The organism is Wohlfahrtiimonas sp. G9077 (genome assembly GCF_002252155.1).
Taxonomy (GTDB): domain Bacteria; phylum Pseudomonadota; class Gammaproteobacteria; order Cardiobacteriales; family Wohlfahrtiimonadaceae; genus Wohlfahrtiimonas.
Genome location: NZ_NEFD01000001.1, coordinates 313853 through 335257, shown reverse-complemented (window position 1 = coordinate 335257; position 21405 = coordinate 313853). Strand labels below are relative to the sequence as shown.

Genomic DNA, 21405 nt, shown 5'->3' with positions numbered 1-21405 from the left:
TTAAAAATAAGCCACTAATTCTAGCAGAAAGCTTTCTAAAATCCTATGTCAAATATTGAAAAGGCAATTCTAGGCATAGATTTTAGCCACGAGGAAAGACTCCATTTTAGAAAAAATTTGGTATAGTGTAGCCTTGCTCATACATTTTAAATTATGGATTGAAAATGGAACGTAATTACAACTTTTGTGCAGGACCCTCTACTTTACCTGAGTCAGTATTAAAACAAGCCCAGGCAGAATTGTTAAATTGGCATGGATTAGGTGCATCGGTGATGGAAGTCTCCCACCGCAGCAAGGAGTTTGAGGCAGTGATGAGAAACTGCGAAAACAAAATGCGTGCGCTCCTGAACATTCCTGAAAATTATAAAGTATTGTTTTTGCAAGGTGGTGGCTTTGCGCAGTTCACCATGATTCCCATGAACATATTAGGGAATAAAACCCAAATCGATGCCATTGAAACGGGTGTTTGGTCAGGTAAAGCCATGAAGGCGATGGCAAAACATGCCAACATCAACCTTGTGGCGAGTACGAAAGAGACAAAATTCACCACGTTGCCCGATTTAAATGCGCTGAACTTTTCTAAAGACAGCGCATTTATTCATTATTGCGACAACGAAACCATCAATGGTGTTGAATTTAAGGCGCCTTTGACAAATGTCGATACGCCTGTCGTTGCCGACATGAGTTCTAACATTTTATCGCGCGCTTTTGACGTATCTCAGTTTGGTTTGATTTATGCTGGCGCACAAAAGAACATTGGCCCATCTGGCGTCACGATGGTGATTGTGCGTGACGATTTATTGGGTCAAGCGGATCCTAAAATTTCAGATGTGTTTAACTATGAAGTGCAAGCGAAAAACATGTCCATGATCAATACACCGCCCACATTCTCTTTGTACATGATTGATCTTGTTTTGACATGGTTGCAAGCACAAGGCGGCGTTGAGGCAATTGAGAAAATTAATGCTGAAAAAGCAGCGATGTTGTATGGTTTGATTGATCAAAGTGATTTTTATCACAATCCTGTGGCCATTGATGCACGTTCTCGCATGAATATTCCATTTACCATTGCAAATCCAGAATTAGATCCCATCTTCTTAGCGAAAGCAAAAGAACAGGGCTTGATCAATTTAGAAGGCCATCGCTCAGTCGGCGGGATGCGTGCGAGCATCTACAATGCATTGCCTTTAGAAGGTGTGCGTGCATTGTGTGAGTTCATGTCCGACTTTGAAAAACAGTATGGTTAAATCACACAACAAATACTTGGGTTGACAAAAAGATATGATGATGAAACGAACAAAATGGGGCATGATCCTGCCATTGGCCGCCGCATTGCTCTTTAGCTCTGTACAGGCGAGTGAATTACCTGTGATGCCATCGAGTGCCATCGAGCACAAGCAGTTGCCGCACATTCAGTCAAACAAGCGCTTTGAACGCATCAGTTCAGCGCATGCAGCGGCGATGGCGCAATTTCAATATGGTCAATTGCCCATTAATGATGCGCTCTCTGAACGCATCTATTCGTTGTATCTCAATTCCCTTGATCCACAACATGTCTACTTTTTGCAGTCGGACATTGATCAATTCAATCAGCACAAGTATTTGTTTGATGACTACTTAAGGAAAGCGCAATTGCACTTTCCTTTTGAAATGTACAACCGTTTGATCGAGCGCATCGATGAGCGCGAAACCGCCATTGAGCAATTGATCGACGGTGATTTTGATTTTGCCACCGATGAAGAGATTCTCATCAATCGTAAAGATGAGCCCTTTGCAAAATCAACCGATGAGCTCAATGCCATTTGGGTACAGCGCATTAAAAATGAATTATTAAATCTTATTGTCTCTGATGATGAGATTACCCTTGATGAGGCAAAAGCGAAGTTAAAAAAACGCTATGCATCGCGTCATGAGCGCTTGATGCAGGTGGATGCCGATGACATTTTTGAAATCTATATGAATGCCATCTCACTTGCCTTTGATCCACATTCAGGTTATTTATCCCATCGCACGATGGAAAACTTTAACATCAACATGAGCCTCTCTTTGCAAGGGATTGGCACAGTGCTTCGTCAAGATGATGATGGCATTTCCATCATGGAGATTGTTTCAGGTGGTCCTGCCGATTTAAGCAATCAATTGGTGGTGGGCGATCAGATCATTGGCGTGGCACAAGGCGATGATGGTGAGTTTTTAGACATTGTGGGCATGCGTTTAGATCATGTGGTGGATAAAATCCGCGGCCAAAAAGGCACGGTGATCCGCTTACAGGTGCTTGGCAATAAAGGCAAAGGCCCTGAAAAAATTGTGCGCATTGTGCGTGATAAAGTGAAATTAGAGCAGCAAGCGGCGAAATCAGATGTCAAAACCATCGAAAAAGATGGCAAAACACAAAAAATTGGCGTCATCACGTTGCCCACTTTCTACAGTGATTTTGAGGGCAGCAAAGAGGGCGAAAAAGAGTTCAGAAGCACCACGCGTGACATGAAGCGTTTAGTCAATGAATTGAAAGAAAAAGAGCATATCGATGGTTTAGTGATCGATCTTCGCGGCAATGGCGGCGGCTCTTTAGAGGAAGTGATCAATTTATCCGCGCTATTTATTCCCGAAAAGAAAACCGTGGTGCAGGTGAAAAATTACAATGGTGCCATTGAAACGCGCCACAGCGTCAATGAAAAGCCCATTTATGATGGCCCATTGATGGTGATCACCGATCGCTTGAGTGCATCGGCAAGTGAGATTTTTGCAGGCAGCATTCAGGATCAAGCGCGCGGTTTAATTGTGGGCAATACCACCTTTGGCAAGGGCACCGTGCAATCCTTATTGCCATTAGATGGCTGGTTGGCAAAGGCGGATAAACCGGGGCAAAGTAAGGTGACGATTGCAATGTTCTATCGTGCCAATGGTGAAAGCACGCAGGAAAAAGGCGTTGAGCCGGACATTGTGTTGCCGCAAATCTACAATCCACAAGACATTGGCGAGGCGAAAGAGAAATATGTGTTGCCATGGGATAAAATTCCGGCAGCCAAAGATCTCAAAGTGACCGAAACATTGACAGAGTTTGTGGCGCCATTACAAAAAGCCCATGATGAGCGCTTAATGAACGATGAGAAGTTAAAAATATTCCAAGCACAGCGCGATAAAATTCAAGCACTTTGGGATGTTAAAACGTTGTCCTTGAATTTAGATGAGCGCCGTGAAGAGCTGAAAACGCAAGAAAAAGAGTCTTTTGACAATGCCAATGAGATTCGTGCACTCTATCATCTTGAGCCCTTAACGTTAGAGCAATACAAAAATGAAGATGGCACGCACACAGAATTGTTAAAAGAGACAACGCCGGATGTGTTGCTTGATGAAAGCGTCAATATCATGAGTGATTACATTGATTTGATTCAGCAAAAAGCCGCGGCAAAATAATTAACGCGGTGCGGCTTTGGCCAATTCAATGAAACGGCGCACATGTGCATTGTGCTGATCTAATGCGCGATAGCCCACATGAATGTTTTTAAAGATTCCTCCTTCACCTAAACGAACGGGTCGAATGGGGAATTTTTTTTGATAGCGATCAATGAGCCATCTTGGCATGGTGGTGACGCCGCGCTGTGTGGCCACCATCTGTAAAATGATTTCTGTATCTTCAAGGGGCTTGTGCACTTTCGGAATGCAGGCCGCGGGCAGTAAAAATTGATTGAATACATCTAAACGTGCTTTTTCGACAGGATAAGTGAACAGAGTTTCGGTTAAAAGATCGGTGGGTTTGGCAAAGGGCGCATCGACAAGGGGATGATCTTGATGAACCACCAACACCAATTCATATTCAAAGACCGGCTCAAAAATAATGTTTGCCATGTTAAAGGGATCAGGCGTGATCAGTAGATCAATGTCATGATTAAAAATGGCCGCAAGCCCGCCAAATTTAAAGCGTTGCTTAACATCGATGTCTACGCCCGGATAGGCATGTAAAAAAGGATCAACAATGCTGAGCAACCATTGATAACACGGATGGCACTCCATGCCAATGTGCAGTGTGCCAAGCTCATGGCGCGCATAACCTTTGAGGTTGTGATCCACGCGTTCAAGCTGGGGCAATAAGCGGTTTGCTTGATCTTGTAAATATTGTCCGGCTTCTGTTAAGCGAAGCGTGCGCCCATCTTTAACCCAAAGCTCAGTGCCCACAAGGTGCTCAAGCTTTTTGATGGTGTGACTCAACGCCGATTGCGTTAAATTGAGTGATTTTGCCGCGCCCGTAAGCGAGCCTTCTCGATCAATGGCGCGAAAAATGGCTAAATGAATGCGTTCGATCATGTTTTATCCTAGCTGAATCTGCATCAAAACACGACTATATACCATTTTTGGGGCAATCGGCATGAAAAAACGGCGCCTGAGCGCCGTTTCAATGATGAATGAGTTTAGTTGCCTTTACAGCTAAAGACGTAACCACCTTCTTTCATGGTGCCATCCCAACCGGTTAAATCCTCTTCTAGATTTAAGCCCATCGGTTTTTGGCGTTTTGCTTGCCAGAAGAAGAGGGCAACGAGCATCACAGAGATCACACACGCGCCCATGATGGCGATTTGTGAGGGCAAGCCAAAGCCGATCGGTTGCTCAAGGATATAGGTTGTGGTGGCCATCAACATAAAGATGCCCGGTAACAAAGGCACCCAGAAATTGCGATTGCCTAGGTAAAGGTACATCGCACCCACAAAGAGGGCAATCACTGCAGTTGATTGGTTCGCCCATGAGAAATAGCGCCATAAGATGTTAAAGTCTAATTGCAATAAAATCGCTGAGATGACAAACATCGGCAAAGCAATCCATAAACGCTTAGAGATGCTTTTTTGCGATATTTTAAGGTAATCGGCAATGATCATGCGCGCACTTCTAAAGGCGGTGTCGCCAGATGTGACCGGTAAAATGATGACGCCCAAAATGGCTAAAGTACCGCCAATGCCGCCAAGCATGGTGATGGAAACTTTACTCACCACTAAAGCAGGACCGCCTTCTTTTAACACTGCTTGTAAACCTGCACCAAAGGGCGCATTGGGCTCATAGAACATCGCCATTGCAGCAGCTGCCCAAATCATTGCAATGATGCCTTCAGCAATCATCATGCCGTAGAAGATTTTACGGCCATCTTTTTCATTTTGCGTGGTGCGCGAAATGATGGGCGATTGTGTGGCATGAAAGCCGGACAATGCGCCACAAGAGATGGTTAAAAAGAGCAGTGGGAAAATGGCCAAGCCGCCTGGATGCATGTTGTCTAATGTGATTTCAGGAATGTTCGCCGCTTGGCCTGTCACCACCAAACCAATGCCAATGCCGATGGCGCTGATCACCAAAAGCGCACCAAAGAATGGATAAAAGCGGCCGATGATTTTATCAATGGGCAATAACGTTGCGAGTACATAGTAAGCAAAAATAACGCTCACAATCACGGCTAAGCCCACTTTGCCGCCCATTAAATCATACAATAATTGGCCGGGTGCTGAGACAAACACGGTGCCAACGAGCACCAATAATAATAGGGCAAATGCATTGACAATGTGGCGCATGGCTTTGCCTAAAAATTTTTCTGCCAACTCAGGTAAATGGGCACCGCGGTTACGAATGGAGATCATGCCTGTTAAGTAATCATGCACGCCGCCTGCAAAGATGCAGCCAAGTACAATCCAAATGAATGCCACAGGACCATACAATGCGCCTAAGATTGGGCCAAAGATTGGACCAACACCCGCGATGTTCAACAATTGAATGAGTGAATTTTTTGTGGTATTCATCGGAACGTAATCGACGCCATCGCTGCTGGTGTACGCAGGCGTGGGGCGATCCTTGGTGCCAAAGATCTTCTCGACATATTTGCCATACGTCAAATAGCCGATGACCAATAGAATGATGCTGCCTATAAATGTATACATATCCTCCCTCCATATTTAGTATATTTTTATGCACACTAGATCAATTTATAGCCTGAATTTCAGCCTTTGTATAGCCTTTGGTGAAAAAATTGTAGGGAAAGTGTAGTGTGAGAAAGTGGCTGAAAAATACGCGTAAAAATGGCATACTATCCCCTTAAGTGAAAGGAGGTACAGAAGATGCATCACAGAACTTGGCAACAATACATCAAAGCATTACACAGTGAAGTTAAACCTGCTTTAGGTTGCACTGAGCCGATCTCTCTGGCCTTCGCAGCGGCGAAAGCACGTGCACTGCTGGGTGATCAAGAAGAGATCATTAAAATTGACGCGCAAGTGTCACCGAATCTTTTGAAAAATGGCATGGGCGTGACTGTGCCTGGTACAGGCATGAAGGGGCTGGCGATTGCGGCAGCGGCTGGTGCTGTGTGCGGGGACAGTGATGCTGGCTTAGAGGTGCTGAAAAACATCAATCGAACGTGTGTTGCCGCTGCTAAAGCAATGCTCGATGCGGATAAAGTCAGCGTTCAAATGGCATTGACAAAAAAAGTGCTCTACAGCGAAGCGATTGTGCGCACAGAAAATCACAGCGCGCGCGTATGCATTGCCGATGGACACACCAATATTGTGCGCCTTGAAAAAGATGGTGAGGTGCTCTTTGAAGCGCCCGATACTGGCGATCAAGGCCCGAAAAAATCATTTGATTTTTCAGATGCATCGATTGCGGACATTTATGATTTTGTCATGCAGGTGCCCATTGAAGAGATTGCCTTTATGTTCGAGGCCGAAACCATGAACACGGCGCTTTCTGAAGAGGGATTGACGCACGATTATGGATTGCACATCGGTAAGACGATGATGAATCAATTAGATAAAGGATTCATTTCTAAAGATCTGATGACGGACATTATGATTCGCACAAGTGCGGGCTCTGATGCACGCATGGGCGGCGCCACTTTACCTGCCATGAGCAATTCAGGTTCAGGCAATCAGGGCATTTCTGCCACGATGCCAGTTGTTGTTGTGGCGGATTTTCTCAAGGCTTCAAAAGAGGATCGCATTCGTGCTCAAACGCTCTCTCATTTAGTGGCCATTTACATTCATAATACATTTCCGTCGTTGTCTGCCTTATGCGCCACGTCAACGGCCTCAATGGGTGCGGCAGCTGGCATGGCATGGCTACTTGGGGATCATAAATTAGAGGTGATCAATGATGCCATTTGCAGCATGATTGGTGATGTTTCCGGCATCATTTGTGATGGGGCAGCCAATAGCTGTGCGATGAAAGTCTCATCCACGGCCAATGCAGCCTTTAAAGCAGTGATGATGGCGCTTGATCATGTGCGCGTCACAGGCCAAGAAGGCATTGTGTCACCCACGGTGGAAGAGAGCATTCAAAACCTTGGGCACTTGGTGTGTGATGGTATGAAGCAGACGGATGAACAGATCATTAAAATCATGATCAATAAAGCAAAATGTTAATTTGATAACTCATTGATAAGAAGGAGCAAACCATGAACATAACAGATGCTAAGAAAATGTCGTTGGTGGTGTATGTGCTATTTTTAATCAGCATTGTGATGCCGCCTGTTGCTGTGATTGCTGTAGTGTTGGCCGTGATGAAGCGCAATGAAATGCGTGGCACGATTTATTATAATCATATGCTCTATTTGATTCGCACAAGCATTGCAAGCTTTGTTCTGTGGATTGCAGGACTCATTTTGGCATTGATTGTTGTGGGTTATGTGGTGCTGTTTTGTGTGTCGATTTGGTTCGCATTTCGTGTGATTTATGGTTTTGTGCAATTTAATCATGATCAAAATGTTGATCCTTATAAATGGTTTTTGGCCTAAAATCAGTTGTTAAAGCAAGCCTGGAGCCCATTGGGTTTCAGGTTTTTTTATTGTCTCTTTCCATGCAATCACATCTTGCATTCATCTTTCTAAGGCTAGATAATGTCCGCCTTTAATCATAAACATCGGGCATTTTTGTTGTGTATCTAAGTAAAGTTAAACTCTCTGGTTTTAAATCGTTTGTAGATCATACGGTGTTTGATTTAACACACCGCTTAAATGGCATTGTGGGCCCGAATGGTTGTGGGAAATCGAACATCATTGATGCCATTCGTTGGGTGATGGGGGAATCATCGGCAAAGCAGTTGCGCGGTGAGGCGATGACGGATGTGATTTTCAGTGGCGCAACGAGCCGTAAAGCGTCGAGTTTTGCGAGCATTGAATTGGTGTTTGACAATAGCGATGGCCGCATTGGCGGGCAATGGGCAGCCTTTGGTGAGATCAGCATTAAGCGCATTTTAGAACGCACCGGCCAAAGCACCTATTATTTAAATGGTGCAAAATGCCGCCGCAAAGACATTACGGACATTTTCTTAGGCACCGGATTAGGTGCGCGCTCATATGCCATCATTGAACAAGGGATGATTTCGCGCATTGTGGAATCAAAGCCCGATGAGTTGCGTTTGGTGTTTGAAGAAGCGGCCGGCGTTTCAAAATACAAAGAACAAAAACGTGAGACAGAAACCCGCATTGAACACACACGCCAGAATTTATTGCGTTTATTAGACGTGCGTGAAGAGCTCAGCACGCAGCTGGCTCATTTGGAAAAGCAGGCCAAAAAAGCGGAAACCTACCAAGTGTTAAAGCGCGAGGAGCGCTTATTGCAATACATTGCCTTAAAACAACAAAAGGCAGAGATCAGCGCCGAACAAGCAGAATTAACCGCGCGCTTAGAAGCCTTAGAGGCAGAATTTCATCAAGCGGTGAGTTTTTACAATGAACTCATTCTAAAACACAATGCAAACAAAGCGGCATTGACAGAAAAAAGTGGCGCATTATCGCTTGCCACAGAAACGTTCCATGCTGAGCAACGCGAGATTTTAACGCTTGAACATAAAATTGATGCCATCAAAACATTGCAAGCGCGCACGCATGAAGATCAAACGGCATTGAATGCTGCATTATTGCAAGTGGATGAAGAAATCACAGAACAACAAATGAGTCTAGAAACCTTAACGCAAACTGAAGGGGAAAGTTGTGATGCGTTGATGGTGATGAACGATTCATTGTTTGAACTCACAGAGCAGTTAGAGCATTTAAATGCCACGTTTGATGAGTTTTTGCAGGGCGCAAAAGCCATTCAAGAAGAGATGCGTCAATTAGAGCGCGAGGCAGATGTTGCCAAAAATAGCATCACCCATTTTGAAACCCAACAAATTCACGGTGAAGCGCGCATTGCAAAATTGCAATTAGAATTGTCTGCTTTAGAGGCAAAAGATGCACACAGTGATCAATTGATTGAGTTACAAGCAGCATTAGATGAAAAGAGCTCAGCGGTGGAGGCATTGCAACAAGCATTGATCGAAGCCGAGGCACAAGGACAAATGGCCAGCGATGCACGCCGTGATGTGGAAGATCGCATTCATCAAAGTGTGCGCACGCAATCAGAATATGAAGGGCGCCTCAGTGCATTGACCTTATTACAAAATGCGGTGTTGGCACAAAAAGAGGGGCAAGCGCCACTTTTTGAATCCTTAAAGATTGCACCTGAATGGCAAAAGGCTGCTGAGGTGGTTTTGGCCCGTTATTTAACACTATCCACGCTTGAAAACCCGGAAGGTTATGCATTGGCCACCACAGAGTGCACGTTTACAGAGCAGCATTTAGGGCATTACATTCAAAGTGATAAACAGTTAGGTGCATTATTGTCCCATGTGTATGTGGCGCGCAATGAGCTGGATTTGGCGCTGTTAAAAGCAGATTTAAAGCCGCATGAATGGATTGTGATGCCAAATGGTGATCTCTATGGCATCGATTGGTTCATTGCGCATGTGGATGGGGCGATTGATGGCGTTTTAGAGCGTGCTGAAGAGATGAATGAACTTGAGCGCCGCTTAGAGAACATCAACCAATCGATCTTGCAATTAGAGGCCGACAAACAGGTGCTGATTGAGCAAGCAACCACGGCACACAGTCACATTAAAGAGATCGCTAGTGCTTTAGAGGGCGAAAAAGCAGCGCAAGCGGCGCTTGAAAAATCATGGGCGCTTGTCAATAAAGAGCATATGCACGTGACAGAGAATCAAACGCGCATCATCTCTGAGCTCACTGCTTTGAAAGCCGCCCATGAGGCAGGCCAGCTTGAGATTGAGGAAAACCGCATCACGTTGGAAAGTTTATTGATGACGCTTGAAACAGCGCAGCTTAAAAAAGCCGATCATGAAGCGCAATTGGCCATGTATGAAGCCGAGCAAAAAGCCAAACAAGCTGAGGCTCAAGCAATGCAACAAGCGGTCAATGATGCCACGCGTCAATTGGACAATACGCGTTTTCAGTTACAAGAAACTGAGAAAAATTTAGCGCGTTTGGTGAAAACACAAAGCGAGTTGCAACATAAATTGCAGGAAAAACAGGCGCACCTTGCTGACAGTGATGAGCTCATGTTGCTGGAAGAGTCTTTATTGATTCATGCGGATAATTTAATGGCAATAGAGAGTGAAAAAGTTGAGCTTGCTGCTGAAGTTGCCGCGTTGCAAGCGGCGATTGAGCAAGAGGAAACACTCAAAGCTGCCCAAGAAAAACACATCGAAAGCCAAAAAGAGGTGATTCAATCCTTAATGGTGCGCGAAGCTGAATTTAAAGCCCATGAAGCACACATTGAGAAGGATTGGCAAGATTTATTGGAAACGGTGAGCATCGATGAGCAAAACGCCATGACCGATGAGGTGACAGCGCTTGAAGATGCAGATGTTGCACCAATGCTAAAATCAGTGCAGCAAAAATTGAGTCGCTTAGGTGCCGTGAATCTTGTGGCGATCGAAGAGTGTAAGCAATTGGCTGAGCGCAAACAGTATTTAGATGAACAAGATCAGGATCTCAATGCGGCATTGAGCGAGTTAGAAACGGCCATTCACAAGATTGATCAAGAGACGCGCGAGCGTTTTATGAGCACCTTTAATGCCGTCAATCAGGACTTTTCTAAACTCTTCCCGCGTTTATTTGGCGGCGGCGAGGCTTATTTAGAGCTCAAAGGGGAGGATGCTTTATCCAGTGGCGTGAACATCATTGCGCGTCCACCTGGGAAAAAACCGGGCACCATTCATTTGTTATCTGGTGGTGAAAAGGCATTGACGGCAGCCGCATTGGTCTTTGCCATCTTTAATTTAAATCCTGCGCCATTTTGTATTTTAGATGAAGTGGATGCGCCCCTTGATGAGGCGAATGTACGCCGTTTAGGGGCTTTACTCAAAGAGATGAGCGATCGCGTTCAGTTTATTTTCATCACCCACAATAAAACCACGATGTCTGTGGCAGAGTCACTCATTGGGGTGACCATGAGTGAGCCTGGTGTGTCGCGCTTAGTGTCTGTGGATTTGGCTGAAGCGGAAAAGATGGCCGAATGAGTTAAAGCTTAATGGTGGTGGGCTCAATGCCATGGCTGCGATAAACGCGAAAGCGTTCGCGGCCTTTGGCTAAGCACTCTGGCGCTTGGTACATCACTTCAATGATGCGCTCGTATTGTGCAAAATTTTCTGGCACTTGATCGGCCACTTGAATGAGCAGATCGTGACGCACACCTGCGGGTTCAAAGCTGGCTAAAATCACAGGATCAATCTCATCGATCTCATCATCACTGGCAGCCCAAACATGAGGCACAAAGCTTTCGCTGTCAAAAGACCAAAGATAATCATCCACAGCTTTTAACAGGTTCGCATCTTGACTGTAAATGAGCACTTGATGATCAGCCGCAAAGGCTTTGGCGGCCAATTTGGTGATCACTTTGACATAATCATTAAACTGATCGCTATTTAAAATATAGAAAGAAACATTCGGCATAAGGGTTAAAGTCCGCAAAAATAAAAGCATTGTATGAAGTTTTTCTGAAAAAATCAGGATTAAAGGTTAAAATTCACCGTTTATATTTCCCGTATTAGAGAAGACTGACTTCATGGAATTTTCATTATTGTCTACCGACGGCGGCGCCCGTCGTGGTCGATTAACATTCGAACGTGGCGTGATTGAAACGCCAATCTTTATGCCTGTGGGCACCATCGCAACCGTTAAAGGGTTGACGCCAAATAACTTATTAGAGGCCAATGCACAAATCATCTTAGGCAACACCTTCCATTTATGGTTGCGCCCGGGCTTAGATGTGATTAATGCTCATGGCGATTTGCATGATTTTATGCGTTGGGATAAGCCAATTTTAACTGATTCCGGCGGCTTTCAGGTTTTCTCATTGGCAGAGCTTCGTAAGATTACTGAAGAAGGTGTGACCTTCCGCTCACCGTTTGATGGTAAAAAATGTTTCCTTGATCCTGAAACATCGATGGAGATTCAGCGCCGTTTAGGTTCTGACATCGTGATGGCATTTGACGAATGCACGCCGTATCCTGCAGATTATGAAACTGCTCGTAAATCGATGGAAATGTCGATGCGTTGGGCAAAACGCTCAAAAGATGCATTTGAAGGCAATCCGAATGCATTGTTTGGCATCATTCAAGGCGGCATGCATGAAGATTTACGCACTCGTTCATTAGAGGCATTGCTTGAGATTGATTTCCACGGTTATGCGGTCGGCGGTTTAGCGGTGGGCGAACCGATGGATGAGCGCCATCGCATTTTAGAACATTTAACACCGCAAATGCGTGATGATAAACCTCGTTATTTGATGGGCGTTGGTAAACCTGAAGACTTAATTGAAGGCGTTGAGCGCGGCATTGACATGTTTGACTGCGTGATGCCAACGCGCAATGCACGCAATGGTCATCTCTTTACCCGTTATGGCGATGTGCGCATTCGTAACCAAAAATATCAATTTGACACCAATCCTGTGGATCCAAGCTGTACATGTTATACCTGTCAGAACTTCTCCCGCAGCTATTTGCGTCATTTAGACAAAACCAAAGAATTATTGGGCGCACATTTAAACAGCATCCATAACATTCATTACTATTTGCAATTGATGCAAGAGATTCGTGACAGCATTGAAGCGGGTAAATTCCAAGAATTTAAACGCCAATTCTATTCTGATCGTCAAACCATCGGTAAGGAAGCTTAAATGAAAATTCTCCGCCATTACATTTCAAGGGAAATCCTCTTGACGTTGAGTGCCACGCTGATTGTGTTGCTCGCCATCTTGTTGGTGCAGCGTTTAGCGCTGATGCTCAATGAGGTGATGAATGGCGGAATCTCTGCAAATGTGATCTTCTCCATGATCGGCATTCAGATTCTGCGCTTTGTGGCAGAGCTTGTGCCCTTGAGCTTTTTATTGGCATCGATTGTGGCGTTTGGGCGCTTGTATAAAGATTCCGAGATGACAGCGATGTTTGCCCTCGGCATGCCGCTGACGAATCTCTATCGCGTGCTGTTTCAGCTTGCGGTGCCTTTTAGCATCATTTTATTGCTGCTTAATTTTTGGGTGATCCCATATTTTTCACAAAAGCACTTTGCCATTCAGCAGCAAGCTAGGGAAGAGGCACAATTGACAGTGGTGAAGGCTGGGACGTTTAGAGAGCTTTCGCGTGGTAAAAACATTGTGTATGTGCGTGAGATCTCAGAAAATCAGCAAGAGATTAAAGATGTCTTCATCAAAACCTTAGAAGGCGAGGGTGCATACACCATTACGCTTGCGAAAACTGGTCATCAGATTGTGGATCGTGAAACGGGCGTACGCTTTTTGGTGTTAGATAACGGGAAGCGCTATAGCTTTTTGAAAAATGGCGGCATTGATGTGCTGGATTATGAACAAATTACCTTGCGGTTAGACAGCTCAACGCAGCCCGTTTTTCCGAAATTGGCCACTTATTCCACGCGCGAGATTGTGGACAATCTCAATCGCTCTGATTTTAACTCAGAGTTCAATCGCCGCTTTGCTTCCGCCATCAGTGTATTGATTTTAGCCATTATGATTCCTGCGCTCGCGCACTCTAATCCGCGTCAAGGGCGATTTGGGAAGTTGTTGTCCGCCATTTTTATCTATGTGGTCTATTTTAATTTGCTCAATGTGGCGCAAAACTGGGTGCGTAAAGGTGTGACGCCAAGTTGGCTTGGCATGTGGTGGGTGCATGGTGTGATGTTGATGGTGGCACTTGTGATTGCGTATCGATACAGCAAAAGGTTGGCATAAATGATTAAAGTGGATCGTTATATTCTCTGGACCACCTTGATGACGGTGATCGGAAGTCTGGTGCTTTTGTCCATCATTGAGACGTTTTTCACCTTCTTAAATGAATTGTCTGACGTTGGGCAGGCGGATTTTAGCCTCACCAATGTATTGCTCTATTTATTGTATGATTTACCGATGCGCGTCAATCGCATGATCCCGATGGGTTTGCTGCTCGGTGCGTTAATTGGTTTAGGGCAATTGGCCTCGACCAATGAACTCACCATCATGCGTGCCGCTGGCATGAGTAAATTTCGCATCTTGTATGGCGCCATCATCACGGTTGTGTTGATGAGTGTATTGTCTCTATTTTTGAGTGAAAAGGTGATTCCTCAAAGCTCTGTGACGGCAGAAATTTATCAAAACAATCAAAGTGGTAAAGACATTGTGCGCGATGGCTTTTGGGCCATTTCCAACCAAGAGATTTTAAATGTGGCGGCGCTTCACAATGATGAACTCAAAGAGATCACCATGTTTGACATCGAAGGGCAAACCATCAAAAATGTGGTGCATGCGCCAAGCGCAACGCTAAACCGCAAAGATTGGATCATGAATGATGTGACCACAACCACCATCGGCACAGAGCGCATCACGCGCCATTTAGAACATGCTGTGACGTTTCCAAACCTCATTGATCAGCGCATTTTAGAAGCATTGTCCGCAAAGCCTGAGAACTTATCGATTCGTAACTTAAATCGTTTCATTCGTTATTTAGATGGCAATGGGCTCGACAGTTCTGAATATCGCTTGGCCTTTTGGACGAAGGTATTTAGCCCACTGATGAACTTTGTGATGTTGATTGTGGTGGCACCTTTGGTGTTCTCTCAAAATCGCCAAGGCGGTTTAGGGGTGCGCATTTTCTTGGGGATCATGATTGGTTTAATCATCTATTTGGCCTCAAGAATTCTCAGTCATTCCATTTTAATTTTTGGTTATCCGCCAATCATTGGCGCGATTTTACCAATCGTCATTGCACTGATCATTGCCTTTTTACTCTTTAAGTTTGTGGCTTCAAGATAATTTTTCAGCACCTAAGAAAAAGCCGAGTTTCCTCGGCTTTTTTAATGCATCAATGTTATCTATTGAGACGGTTGACGCTCATCGATGCTGAATGTACGAATGGTTTTGAGTGACCAATTGTTCTCTTGTGCCGTTTTCACTGCGCAGCGCTGTGCTAAGCGAATGATCGAACCACGATAATCGGTGGCAAAAGAGCCCATGCCAAAGGCAATGAGGAACACAGCATTGTTTTGATCATCAATGCGGTTAAAGTCAATCGTTAAGGATTTAATGGCTTTATACGCATCAGGATTTTCTGCTTGAATGCGTGCACGCAATGACTCTTCTAATCGAGTGATTACAGTGTCTAGATCACCTTTGATGGAGGCATAATTTAAGCTCAATTCTGTGGAGATATAATAACCATAAGACACATTGAGCACTTTATCCTTAATGAAATCTTTAGAAGGATAGATGATCTCTGTGCCGCTTGAGGTTAAGTAGACATATTCTGGCGTTTGGCGCATCACTTTGTATTGCGTGCCATTTAAATAGACCACATCGCCAACAACGGTTGGGAACCAGGTTTCATCCATTTTGACTGGGCGAGAGATCATGTTGTTAAGGTGATCAATCGTCAAGCGCACGGTGCCATTTTCCAACAATGGATTGGTTAAATAGACTGTGTAAAGGTTGATGCGGCTGATTTTCCAAGGCAGATCATTATAAATCACGCGCTCACCTTCACGGGCTTGCCCAATGTTTAAGAAGATGCGTGTTTTGGTGAAGTACTTTGGAATGGAGTTACGCGAGGTGACTAAGAAAGCGAGGATGATCAAGATCGCGATCCCAAAGAGCACCATGTCCCCAGATGAGTAAAGGATCATCAAAGTCACTAAAACTGCCACCAATGTGGTGATGATTTGATACAACAAAATGAACACGCGCCATTGGATGGAGATGTTGTTTTTCTCACGTTTTTCAATGAAGACCAAAAAGCGGTTAAAGAGATAAATCAAGCCCGACAATGTGGCAATGGTGATGAGCAGCAATAAACCGCGGCCCGTCATAAAGGACCAAGCGCCTTTGTATAAACGTGTGGTAAAGCCTTCTTTGGTGGTCAATTCATCTAATTTAATCACCACAAGTTTGCGTTCACGTTCTAACTCTTTGTGCAGATTCTGCCAACCGGTTTCGATGTCTTTGAGGTTCTTTTGTGCCATCTCTGGCAATTCAGCAAGATTGATCTGACCAAATGTGGCCAAGCCTTTATCAAGCATGGCTAAGCGTTCATCAATCTCTTTTTGCTCTAAACGCAGCACATCGCGTTTGCGTGGCGCATCAGTGATTTTTTTCATTTCCGCAAAAACGGGTTGCGCAATCTGCACCAGCTCTTTTTGCCAATCGTAATCATCCACCTGTTGGATGGCTTGTTTTGCTGGCGTATCAAAGCGAGAAGTGTCGATCCCACCTAAAGCGATTTTTTCAAAGAGCGCCGTGTACTCTTTGAGCTGCGTATTGGTGCGAGCTAAGCTCTCTTCAAGCTCTTGTTTATGTGCATCATCGCGTTCTGTTTTGATCTCTTTGGTGAGTGCCGTTTTCTTATCTTGAAGCTCCTTCATGTCATTGACAATGGTGGCCAATTGATCTGTGATGCTGTCACTCGGTGCGGCTTGTGCATTTGGGGTGTTTTGTGTCGTGTCAGCCTCCACTGCGTACGAAGGCCACATGATCATGCTCAGCGCAAGCATAATCCATAACAGGTGATGCCGAAGTTTCATAGCTAAAGACATAAGCTTCTCCATAATAGTGTGAATCAAATGTAAATCAATGTTGAGTGTATCATTGTATCATTAATCGCAACTGATTGATTGAGTGATCCATTTAGGCTCTGCCTTGAGAAAGGTGGCATTATTCATTATGATTGAGGCTCAATGTATACAATAGAGATAAAGGACTTCTATGTCAGACATTTTAAAATTATCGCCCGCATTGGTTTGGAAACATTTTTATGAGATGAACCAAATCCCGCGTCCATCTAAAAAAGAAGATCGCATTCAAGCGCATTTTAAAGCAGAAGCTGAAAAACGTGGTTTAGAAGTTCTACAAGATGCCATTGGCAATTTAATCATCCGTAAACCCGCAACGCCAGGTTATGAAAATGCACCGCCAGTGATCATTCAAGGCCATACAGATATGGTGTGTCAAAAAAATGATGGCACAGAGCATGATTTTGACAATGATCCCATTGACATGTACATCGAAGGTGATTGGGTACGTGCACGTGGCACAACGCTTGGGGCAGACAATGGTGTGGGCGTTGCCATGGGGATGGCAATTTTAGATGATCCTGAGGCTGAGCATGGTCCGCTTGAAATCTTCTTAACGGTGGATGAAGAGGCCGGCATGGGCGGCGTTCGTGCATTGCAGCCTAATTGGTTACAAGGCAAATACCTCATCAATCTAGACAGTGAAAAAATCGGTAAATGTGTGGTGGGCTGCGCAGGCGGCGTGGACATCACTTACAGTGCACCATTAGATTATGATGACGCCACATATGGCCACTTTATGAAAGTGACCTTAAAAGGTTTACGCGGTGGGCATTCTGGTGCGGACATTCATAAAGGGCGCGAAAGCGCAAATAATCTCTTAGCAGAGTGTTTAAGCGCATTGTCCCACGCCATGCCCATTCGCTTGGTCTCCTTTGTGGGCGGTACACTGCGTAATGCCTTGACGCGTGAAGCCACGGCGATTTTTGCGTATGATGAAACCCATACAGATCATTTAGTGCAGCATTTAACAGAGTGGCAAACCCACTTAACACAGCGTTTACATGCCATTGATGAAGGCGTGACATTGTTACACGAAAAAGCAGCAGCGGCGCCTTCTTTATCCTCACAAGATTCTCATCATGTGTTGTCGTTTTTAACTTTATTGCCACAAGGCGTGTTAAAGCGTTCAGCGCAATTACCTGTTGTGGAAACAAGTTGCAACATTGGCACTGTCTCCATTGAAGAGAAAACGGGTTTAAATGTGGGTTTATTAGGACGCTTTTTAACGCCTGAAGGGGCAGAGCATCTTAAAATTAAAACCCGTAATTTGGGCGAATTGGCTGGCTATTTCTGGCAAGCGAAAAATGAGTATCCAGCTTGGACACCAAATTTAGACTCAAAACCGCTCCATTTGGTGCAAAAGATTTATGAAGAAAAACATGGCCAACCCATTCGTGTGGAAGTGATTCATGCAGGCTTAGAAACCGGTTTAATTGGCCGCGTTTATCCGGAAATTGAGATGGTGAGCTTTGGCCCAACCATCACAGGTGCACATTCACCCGATGAACAAGTCTTCATTCCGGATGTGGCAGAAGTGTATGAATTGACCAAATCATTGTTAAAAGCCTTGAAAGATTAAGTGAATCTTTAGGCATTGAAGAAAAAAGCTGATGAATCATCAGCTTTTTTTATGCTCCATAAAACAGTCTTGAATCTCTGTGACAATTTTTTTCAAGAGTTTATCTTTTTTACCATCGCGTTTTTGATGCAATTCGCTGTAAGCACGCACATATTCTGTGGCTTTCATAAAATCATGAATGCGTGCAGGCGTTGATTGCTGCATGTCGATGACAATTGGATCAAGCTCCGCATGGGAGCGATCATTGAGGCGCTCGATGATGTATAAAAGATTCAGCATCAATTTGACGGCCGTTGGTTGATCAATGAAAAAGTATTCAATGTCTTGAAATTTGTCCCAAAGGCGTTCGCCATAATTCCAAATGGAGTTAAACACGCCACCCACCACAGCGCCGGTGGCTGAAGCAATGCCAAGGGTGGTAAAACCGCTGATTAAATCAACGCTCGCCATGATGCCAGCGCCAGCTGCGGCGCCTTTAGTAAATTGAATGGAAAATTGGCCAAGTTCTTCCGCAGAGAGTAAATCTTGCGTGGTGGCACTCGCTTCCGTGGTCAGCATGATGTGCTGAATGTCATTTCTGCTGAATTGATAGAGCTCAAGGAGCTGATCGATGAAGATCGATTCTAAGACTTTGGTTTCAGTTGTGATGCGCTCATTGATCTCATCTAAATCGATTTTTTGGGTATTGGCTTTGATTTTAATGGTCATCAGATCAAAATAGAATTCAGCCAATAGCATCAAGGCACGGGCTTTGCGTGATTGATCCAATGCATTTTGCACCTGAATGAAGGATTGGATGTTGTGATAACGATCCGGAAACATGATGGCAATTTGCTCGTACAAACGCTGTTTTTTCGGCAGTAAAATCGTATCAAATTCCAAATAATGATGCAGCCCATTGGCTTTGAGTTCATTTTTCCAATCCTCAATGTAGCGTGCATTTTGCGTAAAATTCAAAATGGGCAGCAAAGGAATGTGCGTTTTCAGGAGCAGCATGATCTCATAGTGATAGCGCGGCAAAAAGGGTTGGCGCACATCGATCACATAAAAGGCCATGTCGCTTTTGAGCATCTGTTTGAGGACTTTAAACTCTTGGTCAAAATCCGCTTGGTATTGAGGATCATCCATGAGTTTAAGCAGGGCATCTTTCTCTTCAACGCGCGAAGCATTGAGGGATTTTTGCGGCATCAATTCCAAAATGCCCATGGCATCTTCAAGCCCCGGCGTATCCACAAAGTGAAAGGCAAAATCAGGGGTTTCTAGGGTGATTTTTGTCACATCAATGGTGGTGGCGGGTGCATTTTTCACCTCACCAAAGTGGCGCTGCTTTGTGAGCGCGCGCACTAAAGAAGTTTTACCGGTATTGGTGTGTCCTACGATGGCAATCGTAATGTCATTTGATTTCATAATCAGCTGCCTCGCCGTCAACAATGATGGAGGATAAATGGTGTTGCCACATTTGTGTTTGATGGGGATCATCCGTCAAGACATGAATGGTGGCTTTTTCAGCTTGATTCATCAGGCGAATCAAGCGGCGCAAAATCCCACGATCTGGCATTAAATTACCATCAATCATGATTTCAATCCACTGAGCGGGCTCAACTTTGCGTGCACTTTCAAATTGCTGAAAGGCTTCGATGTCATTTAAGCGCACAACATTGTCCGGCAACGGGACTTGCTCTGTGATGTCTAGCGCCACGCGATAATGACCATCACCAATAACGGGTGCTTTAGGCGCTCGGATCACCAAAGGTTTTTCTTTTGCGGCATCTTCAATCACCGCATTACTGACGGCAACCGTCGCGAATTTTTGATGGCGCAATGCGCGGATCACATAATAGATGAAGACAATGAGGCGCGGCACAATGCCATATATTAAAATCATCACAATGATCCATTTTGCCCACATCGAGCGCGCTTCATCGGCAAGTTTACCACTTTGAAAGCTTGCCTGAATGATGGCATCATCAAACTCAATGAGCCCAAGCTTATTTGGCAACCAATTGAGATAATGGACGAGGTGATTTGTGGTGCTTTGGCTCTCTGTAAAGGTATTGCCTAAGTAAAAATCAAAATGCTGAAAGGTGAACTTAAAAAAGAGCACGAGCAACGTCGTGATCAAAATGGTGAGCCACGTTGCATTTGAGATGAGTTGAGCAATATAGCGCACGGGTAATGGCGTGCTGAGATTTGGCGCATGATTTTGCTTAAAGAGAAGGTTTTTCAGTTGTAAAAAGAGCTCTGAAAACAGCGAATGGGCTGTGATGAGTGAAAAAATTAAAAACAACGTGGAAGGCAGTAGCATCACCAAAACAAAGTAAAGGGGATGAATTGGGGAAGCGATCAATGAGCTTGAGCCAAATAATGTGCTTAAAATGGTCAGCACGATCCACAGCACAAAGAGAATGCGCCAATGGCGCATTACGGTGTGTAAATGAGGTTCGATGTGCGTTTTCATCATTCGTCCGCAATCTGATAAGTCAAAGTGTTATTTTCAATGCCGGTGATGCGAATGCGGGCATTTTCTGCAGCAATGGGGCCACGGATCAACCAAACTGTGTCGCCAATTGGCAATTTGCCTTGGCCATCACACCCTTTGGTAAGGGTAAAGGTTTGACCAATTAACTCAGCGCCGCGCACTTGATTGAGATGTGCTGTGACGGTGGTTTTGGAATCTGGCACATGTTTACGCATCAGATACAGCACTGCTAAGACAGAGAGCACAGAGATCACGGCAAATAAAATGAGTTCAGTGTTCATTGCCATCGGAATGATGAGGGTAATGATGCCCACAATTAAAGCGCTGACGCCAAACCACATCAGGAAAATGCCGGGCAAAATCATCTCTAAAATGATGAGCAAAAGCCCCATGGTGAACCAATTGACTAAGATCGTTGCCACAATT

General features: G+C 44.7%; 16 protein-coding genes. 9 read left to right on the top strand and 7 right to left on the bottom strand.

The genetic code is table 11. The features are described 5' to 3' along the window. Nucleotides 1-164 precede the first annotated feature (164 nt). Both serC and B9T20_RS01520 read left to right on the top strand, forming a co-directional pair. Nucleotides 165-1247 carry a 3-phosphoserine/phosphohydroxythreonine transaminase gene (gene serC, locus B9T20_RS01525; protein WP_094489496.1) on the top strand — a complete coding sequence of 361 codons (1083 nt, stop codon included), beginning with the start codon at nucleotides 165-167 and terminating at the stop codon, nucleotides 1245-1247. 40 nt (nucleotides 1248-1287) lie between these two features. Then, entirely contained in the window at nucleotides 1288-3417 is a 2130-nt protein-coding gene (locus B9T20_RS01520) for a carboxy terminal-processing peptidase (RefSeq protein WP_094489495.1), read from the top strand. Here the strand turns inward: B9T20_RS01520 and B9T20_RS01515 are convergent, their stop codons facing one another. After that, on the bottom strand, nucleotides 3418-4305 hold the full coding sequence (locus B9T20_RS01515; RefSeq protein WP_094489494.1) for a LysR family transcriptional regulator: 888 nt from the start codon (nucleotides 4303-4305) through the stop codon (nucleotides 3418-3420). It abuts the gene before it with no gap. 104 nt (nucleotides 4306-4409) lie between these two features. Beyond that, nucleotides 4410-5915: a carbon starvation protein A gene (locus B9T20_RS01510; RefSeq protein ID WP_094489493.1), complete on the bottom strand. Its 1506-nt coding sequence runs from the start codon at nucleotides 5913-5915 to the stop codon at nucleotides 4410-4412. Between the two features lie 177 nt (nucleotides 5916-6092). On the opposite strand from B9T20_RS01510, the gene B9T20_RS01505 reads away from it, so the two are divergent. From B9T20_RS01505 to smc, 3 genes are all read left to right on the top strand, one after another. Beyond that, complete coding sequence (locus tag B9T20_RS01505; protein WP_094489492.1) at nucleotides 6093-7394, top strand: serine dehydratase subunit alpha family protein; 1302 nt, start codon at nucleotides 6093-6095, stop codon at nucleotides 7392-7394. A 32-nt stretch (nucleotides 7395-7426) separates the two neighbouring features. Then, on the top strand, nucleotides 7427-7765 hold the full coding sequence (locus B9T20_RS01500; protein ID WP_094489491.1) for a hypothetical protein: 339 nt from the start codon (nucleotides 7427-7429) through the stop codon (nucleotides 7763-7765). Between the two features lie 140 nt (nucleotides 7766-7905). After that, on the top strand, nucleotides 7906-11328 hold the full coding sequence (smc, locus tag B9T20_RS01495) for a chromosome segregation protein SMC (RefSeq protein ID WP_094489490.1): 3423 nt from the start codon (nucleotides 7906-7908) through the stop codon (nucleotides 11326-11328). A 1-nt stretch (nucleotide 11329) separates the two neighbouring features. Here the strand turns inward: smc and B9T20_RS01490 are convergent, their stop codons facing one another. Further along, complete coding sequence (locus tag B9T20_RS01490) at nucleotides 11330-11761, bottom strand: DNA polymerase III subunit chi (RefSeq protein WP_094489489.1); 432 nt, start codon at nucleotides 11759-11761, stop codon at nucleotides 11330-11332. A gap of 112 nt (nucleotides 11762-11873) precedes the next feature. Here B9T20_RS01490 and tgt point away from each other — a divergent pair, with 112 nt between their 5' ends. Genes tgt through lptG form a run of 3 tightly spaced genes read left to right on the top strand, consistent with a single transcriptional unit; the run spans nucleotide 11874 to nucleotide 15110 of the window. Next, complete coding sequence (tgt, locus tag B9T20_RS01485; protein WP_094489488.1) at nucleotides 11874-12986, top strand: tRNA guanosine(34) transglycosylase Tgt; 1113 nt, start codon at nucleotides 11874-11876, stop codon at nucleotides 12984-12986. Continuing rightward, nucleotides 12987-14054: an LPS export ABC transporter permease LptF gene (gene lptF, locus B9T20_RS01480; protein WP_094489487.1), complete on the top strand. Its 1068-nt coding sequence runs from the start codon at nucleotides 12987-12989 to the stop codon at nucleotides 14052-14054. Then, nucleotides 14055-15110, top strand: a complete 1056-nt coding sequence (gene lptG, locus B9T20_RS01475; RefSeq protein WP_094489486.1) for an LPS export ABC transporter permease LptG — start codon at nucleotides 14055-14057, stop codon at nucleotides 15108-15110. 59 nt (nucleotides 15111-15169) lie between these two features. Here the strand turns inward: lptG and B9T20_RS01470 are convergent, their stop codons facing one another. Continuing rightward, complete coding sequence (locus B9T20_RS01470) at nucleotides 15170-16882, bottom strand: hypothetical protein (RefSeq protein ID WP_094489485.1); 1713 nt, start codon at nucleotides 16880-16882, stop codon at nucleotides 15170-15172. Nucleotides 16883-17051: 169 nt separating this feature from the next. Here B9T20_RS01470 and B9T20_RS01465 point away from each other — a divergent pair, with 169 nt between their 5' ends. Further along, complete coding sequence (locus tag B9T20_RS01465) at nucleotides 17052-18500, top strand: aminoacyl-histidine dipeptidase (protein ID WP_094489484.1); 1449 nt, start codon at nucleotides 17052-17054, stop codon at nucleotides 18498-18500. A 39-nt stretch (nucleotides 18501-18539) separates the two neighbouring features. Here the strand turns inward: B9T20_RS01465 and B9T20_RS01460 are convergent, their stop codons facing one another. The 3 genes from B9T20_RS01460 to B9T20_RS01450 are packed head-to-tail and all read right to left on the bottom strand — an operon-like array spanning nucleotide 18540 to nucleotide 21401. Further along, complete coding sequence (locus tag B9T20_RS01460; RefSeq protein ID WP_094489483.1) at nucleotides 18540-19907, bottom strand: GTPase/DUF3482 domain-containing protein; 1368 nt, start codon at nucleotides 19905-19907, stop codon at nucleotides 18540-18542. Beyond that, on the bottom strand, nucleotides 19894-20958 hold the full coding sequence (locus tag B9T20_RS01455; protein ID WP_094489799.1) for a DUF2868 domain-containing protein: 1065 nt from the start codon (nucleotides 20956-20958) through the stop codon (nucleotides 19894-19896). Before B9T20_RS01455 ends, B9T20_RS01460 begins: the two co-directional genes overlap by 14 nt. Beyond that, nucleotides 20958-21401, bottom strand: coding sequence for an NfeD family protein (locus B9T20_RS01450; protein WP_094489482.1), 444 nt, complete (start codon nucleotides 21399-21401; stop codon nucleotides 20958-20960). Before B9T20_RS01450 ends, B9T20_RS01455 begins: the two co-directional genes overlap by 1 nt. Nucleotides 21402-21405 lie beyond the last annotated feature (4 nt).